At 64.1% G+C, this 4825-nt stretch carries 3 protein-coding genes; 1 reads left to right on the top strand and 2 read right to left on the bottom strand.

Annotated features, from left to right (window positions below; genetic code table 11):
- Positions 1–278: 278 nt before the first annotated feature.
- Complete coding sequence (gene fabA, locus VLR48_RS03615; RefSeq protein WP_093186373.1) at positions 279–794, bottom strand: 3-hydroxyacyl-[acyl-carrier-protein] dehydratase FabA; 516 nt, start codon at positions 792–794, stop codon at positions 279–281.
- Positions 795–1003: 209 nt separating this feature from the next.
- Positions 1004–2725, bottom strand: coding sequence for a proline--tRNA ligase (locus tag VLR48_RS03610; protein WP_325290466.1), 1722 nt, complete (start codon positions 2723–2725; stop codon positions 1004–1006).
- Positions 2726–3248: 523 nt separating this feature from the next.
- Here VLR48_RS03610 and ilvB point away from each other — a divergent pair.
- The coding region (gene ilvB / locus VLR48_RS03605) for a biosynthetic-type acetolactate synthase large subunit (RefSeq protein ID WP_325290465.1) at positions 3249–4825 on the top strand (1577 nt) is incomplete at its 3' end.

The following is a 4825-nucleotide window of genomic DNA, read 5'->3' as shown; positions in this document are numbered from 1 at the left end:
GTCGACCTGCTTGATTTCCACACAACGATATCTACGCTTGCTCATGGGGACACCTCCAACGTTCTCGGGTCATACCGACAAGTCAAGCACCTGCCGGCCGAGCTATGAGGGTCCCCGTTACCTTTTTTATAACTGACTACGAGTTTCGGTTTTTTGGGAGCGTTTCTCAGGAAAAATGCGTTTCAAATCCTAAACCGCGTCCACCTCCGACCTCGAGGGTTCAGCCGTCCTCGATCTCCAACCGTAAGATCGAATATCACTCGGGACGCGGTTTAGTCCTAGAAGCCCTCGGTCGAGGTAAAGAGCCCCACCCGCAGATCCTTGGCTGTGTAGATGGTGCGCCCGTCCACCTGCACTACGCCGTCGCCGATGCCGAGCACCAGCTTGCGCGAGATGACCCGCTTCATGTCGATGTGGTAGGTGACCTTGCTGGCGGTCGGGAGCACCTGCCCGGTGAACTTGACCTCGCCTACACCGAGCGCACGGCCGTGCCCCGGATTGCCGATCCAGGCCAGATAGAAGCCGACGAGCTGCCATAGCGCGTCCAGGCCCAGACAGCCGGGCATGACGGGGTCTCCGGGAAAATGGCACTGAAAGAACCAGAGCTCGGGCTTGATATCAAGCTCGGCCAGGATCTCGCCCTTGCCGTTGGCGCCGCCGAAATCGGCGATGCGCAGCACGCGATCCATCATCAGCATGTTCGGCACGGGCAGTTGGGCATTGCCGGGACCGAACATCTCGCCGTGGCCGCAGGCGAGGAGCGCATCGCGGTCGAAGGAGGCTTCTTTAGTCATTTTGGGTGGGGTCCTGTGTGTTTTGCGGTTCCAGGGGTTCGAGAGCCTCCAGCCTCCAGCCTCCAGCCACCAGCCTCCGGCTTCGTTCGAAGCGGCGGGGCGGCATGGATTGCGCGCGAGGCGTTCGGTGTTGCGTTGCCCGTGCGAGAGCGCGAGGATCGCTGGCGGCTGGCGGCTGGCGGCTGGCGGCTGGCGGCTGAAGGCCTGAATCAGTCCGACCGCAGCCGCGCCGACAGCCTGCCGACGATCTCCTCGATCGGGATGAGCTGCGTCTCGCTGTCGTTGCGGCCCTTGTACTCGACCTGACCGTCGTCGAGCGATTTGTCGCCGACCACGATGCGATGCGGGATGCCGATCAGCTCCATGTCGGCAAACATGACGCCGGGGCGGGCGTCGCGATCGTCGAGCAGGACGTCGATGCCCGCCTGCTTGAGATCCTCGTAAAGCTGATCCGTTGCCTCGCGCACGCGGTAGGATTTGCCGAGCTTCATCGGCAGAAGCGCGACTTGGAAGGGCGCGATCGGTGCCGGCCAAGAGATGCCGCGCTCGTCGTGATGTTGCTCGATCGCCGCGGCGACCACACGCGACACCCCGATGCCGTAACAACCCATGGTCAGGGTGGTTGCGCGGCCGTCTTCGCCGAGCACGTTGGCCTTCATGGCCTCGCTGTATTTGCGCCCGAGCTGGAAGATGTGTCCGACCTCGATCCCTCGCGCGATCTTCAGATGGCCGTCGCCATCCGGGCTCGGGTCCCCGTCGATCACGTTGCGCAGATCCGCGACCTCGGGCAGCGGTAGATCCCGGTCCCAGTTCAGACCGAACCAATGCTTGCCGTCCTGATTGGCCCCGGCGCTGAAATCGCCGGTCACCGCGACCGTGCGGTCGACGATGCAGGGGATCGGCAGATCCTTCGGGCCGAGCGATCCGGGACCGGCGCCGATCGCCTCGCGGATCTCGGCCTCGGTTGCCATGCGCAGCGGCGCGGCGACCCCGAGGAGCTTCTCGGCCTTGATGGCGTTGAGCTCGTGATCGCCGCGCACCAGCAGGGCGATCAGAGCAGACCCGCTCTCGGGGGAGGCGGCGACCACCAGGGTCTTGACCGTGCGTTCGATCGGCTGCGCGAACTGCTCGACCAGGTCGGCGATGGTGCGTGCTTTCGGTGTATCGACCAGGCGCGCGGTCTCCTGCGGCGCCGGGGCGGCGTCGGCCAAAGCGAGCGCCTCGGCCATCTCGACGTTGGCTGCGTAGTCGCTGCCGTCGGAGAAGGCGATAGCGTCCTCGCCCGAGTCGGCCAGCACATGGAACTCGTGCGAGGCGTTGCCGCCGATGCTGCCGGTGTCGGCCTGCACCGGGCGGAAATCGAGCCCGCAGCGGCTGAAGATGCGGCTGTAGGCGGCGTGCATCTGCCGGTAGGTGTCTTCGAGCGAGGCGTCGTCGAGATGGAAGGAGTAGGCGTCCTTCATCAGGAACTCGCGCGCCCGCATCACGCCGAAGCGCGGCCGGATCTCGTCGCGGAACTTGGTCTGGATCTGGTAGAAGTTGATCGGCAGTTGCTTGTAGCTCTTCAGCTCGTTGCGGGCGAGGTCCGTGATGATCTCCTCGTGCGTCGGGCCGAAGCAGAAGTCGCGCTGGTGGCGGTCGCGCAGACGCAGCAGCTCCGGGCCGTACTGGTCCCAACGACCGGATTCCTGCCACAGCTCGGCGGGCTGCACCGCGGGCATGGAAACCTCCAACGCACCGGCGCGGTCCATTTCATCGCGGACAATGCCTTCGACCTTGCGCAGGACGCGCAGCCCCATCGGCAGCCAAGTGTAAAGCCCGGCCGCCAGCTTGCGGATCATGCCGGCACGCAGCATCAGGCGGTGACTGGCGATCTCCGCGTCGGACGGGGTCTCTTTGAGGGTTTGGATCGGAAACTGGGAGGTGCGCATCGGCGGAACTATCGGCGGCGTAAAGGCGCGAAGTGTATTGTTCAACCAGTATCGAAACAACCGCGGGATGCTCCGCCCCTGTTCCGCCCCTGTTCCACACAGCGGGAATCCGCCGGCCAGGCCCGGAGGGCGTCGATGCGGGGTCTCGACGTGGCTCCATGCACCATTTCGGAGCACCCGCGATATACTGGTTTGAAGACTTCGGGAAACGGCGAGCAAACCGATGTCTCGCGCGCCGCATGGATGTGTCGCTCCTTTTCAGTGGCGTCCCCTTTGGCGTCGGCAGTCCCGGCACCGTCGCGATCCGAAGACATCTCGGGTCGGATTCGATTCGAGTGATACGGTCTCCCCGCAACCAGACTGAGCCAGCTACGCCCGACGCGTTGCCGTTGAATCGGCATGGTCGGCCCGGCGTCTCGGTGACACCCGCCGATCGGATCCGCGGCTCGCTTGACCGGCTGCGCCGATCGCGGTAACTTCGACCGCTTTTGAACCCTTTTGGGACTGATCGGAGGTCACCGAGGTGGCACTGTCTGAAGCGCAACTCGATGGGGCCGAGCCGGAGCGGCCGGAGCGGAGTGGTGTCGAGCTGAGCGGGGCCGAAATCGTCGTTCAGGCGCTCGCCGACGAGGGCGTCGAGTTCGTCTTCGGCTATCCCGGCGGCGCCGTGCTGCACATCTACGACGCCTTGTTTCGGCAGGAATCCGTCAAGCATATCCTGGTGCGTCACGAGCAGGGTGCCTCGCACGCCGCGGACGGCTATGCGCGTGCGACCGGCAAGTGCGGCGTCTGTCTGGTGACGTCCGGCCCGGGTGCGACGAACGCGGTCACCGGGATCGCGACGGCCTACATGGACTCCATCCCGATGGTGATCCTGACCGGCCAGGTGCCCACTCCGGTCATCGGCAGCGATGCCTTCCAGGAGGTCGACACGGTCGGCATCACCCGGCCCTGCGTGAAGCACAACTTCCTGGTCAAGGATGTGCGCGACCTCGCGGTGACGATCCGCAAGGCCTTCTATATCGCGATGAGCGGTCGGCCCGGACCCGTGGTGGTCGATATCCCGAAAGACGTGACGGATCCGAACATCAAGATCCCGTACGACTATCCACGCGACGTCAAGATGCGCTCGTACAACCCGGTGCTCAAAGGGCATCCGGGGCAGATCCGCAAGGCTGTGGATCTGATCCTCCAAGCCAAGCGGCCGGTCTTCTATACCGGCGGCGGCGTGGTGCTAGGCGAGGCATCGGCGCAGTTGACGGACCTCGTCCGCATGACGGGTTTTCCCATCACCAGCACCCTGATGGGGCTGGGCGCCTATCCGATGACGGATCCACAGTTCATCGGCATGCTCGGGATGCACGGCACTTACGAGGCGAACATGGCGATGCACGAGACCGATGTCTTGATCGCCATCGGCGCGCGCTTCGACGACCGGGTCACCGGCAAGATCGAGCACTTCTGCCCGCATGCGAAGATCATCCATGTCGACGTGGATCCCTCCTCGATCTCCAAGAACGTGAAGGTGCATGTCCCGATCGTGGGACAGGTGGCCAACGTGCTCTCCGACATGATCAAGCTCTATCGCGAGCTGGCCCCGCGCCCCGACGAGCATCCGGTTGCCGATTGGTGGTCCAAGATCGCCGAGTGGCGTGCGGTGGACTGCATGCGCTACGACCGCAACAGCACGGCCATTAAGCCGCAGTTCGCGGTCGAGACACTCTATAAGGTGACCGGAGGCGATCTGTATCTGACCTCGGACGTGGGTCAGCATCAGATGTTTGCCGCCCAGTTCTATCCGTTCGATAAGCCACGGCGTTGGATCAATTCGGGCGGCTTGGGGACCATGGGCTTCGGCCTCCCGGCGGCGATGGGGGTGCAACTGGCGTTTCCGGATGCGCAGGTTGCCTGCATCTCCGGAGAGGCGAGCATCCTGATGTGCATCCAGGAGCTGGCCACCTGCCTTCAGTACGGGCTGCCCGTGAAGGTGATCCTGCTCAACAACGGCTACATGGGAATGGTGCGTCAGTGGCAGGAGTTCTTCTACGAGAGCCGCTACTCGAACTCCTATGTCGATGCCCTACCGGACTTCGTGAAGCT

The organism is Thiocapsa sp. (assembly GCF_035467215.1).
Lineage (GTDB): Bacteria > Pseudomonadota > Gammaproteobacteria > Chromatiales > Chromatiaceae > Thiocapsa.
The sequence above is the reverse complement of the archived record's forward strand: the minus strand, read 5'-3'. Positions and strand labels throughout refer to the sequence as shown.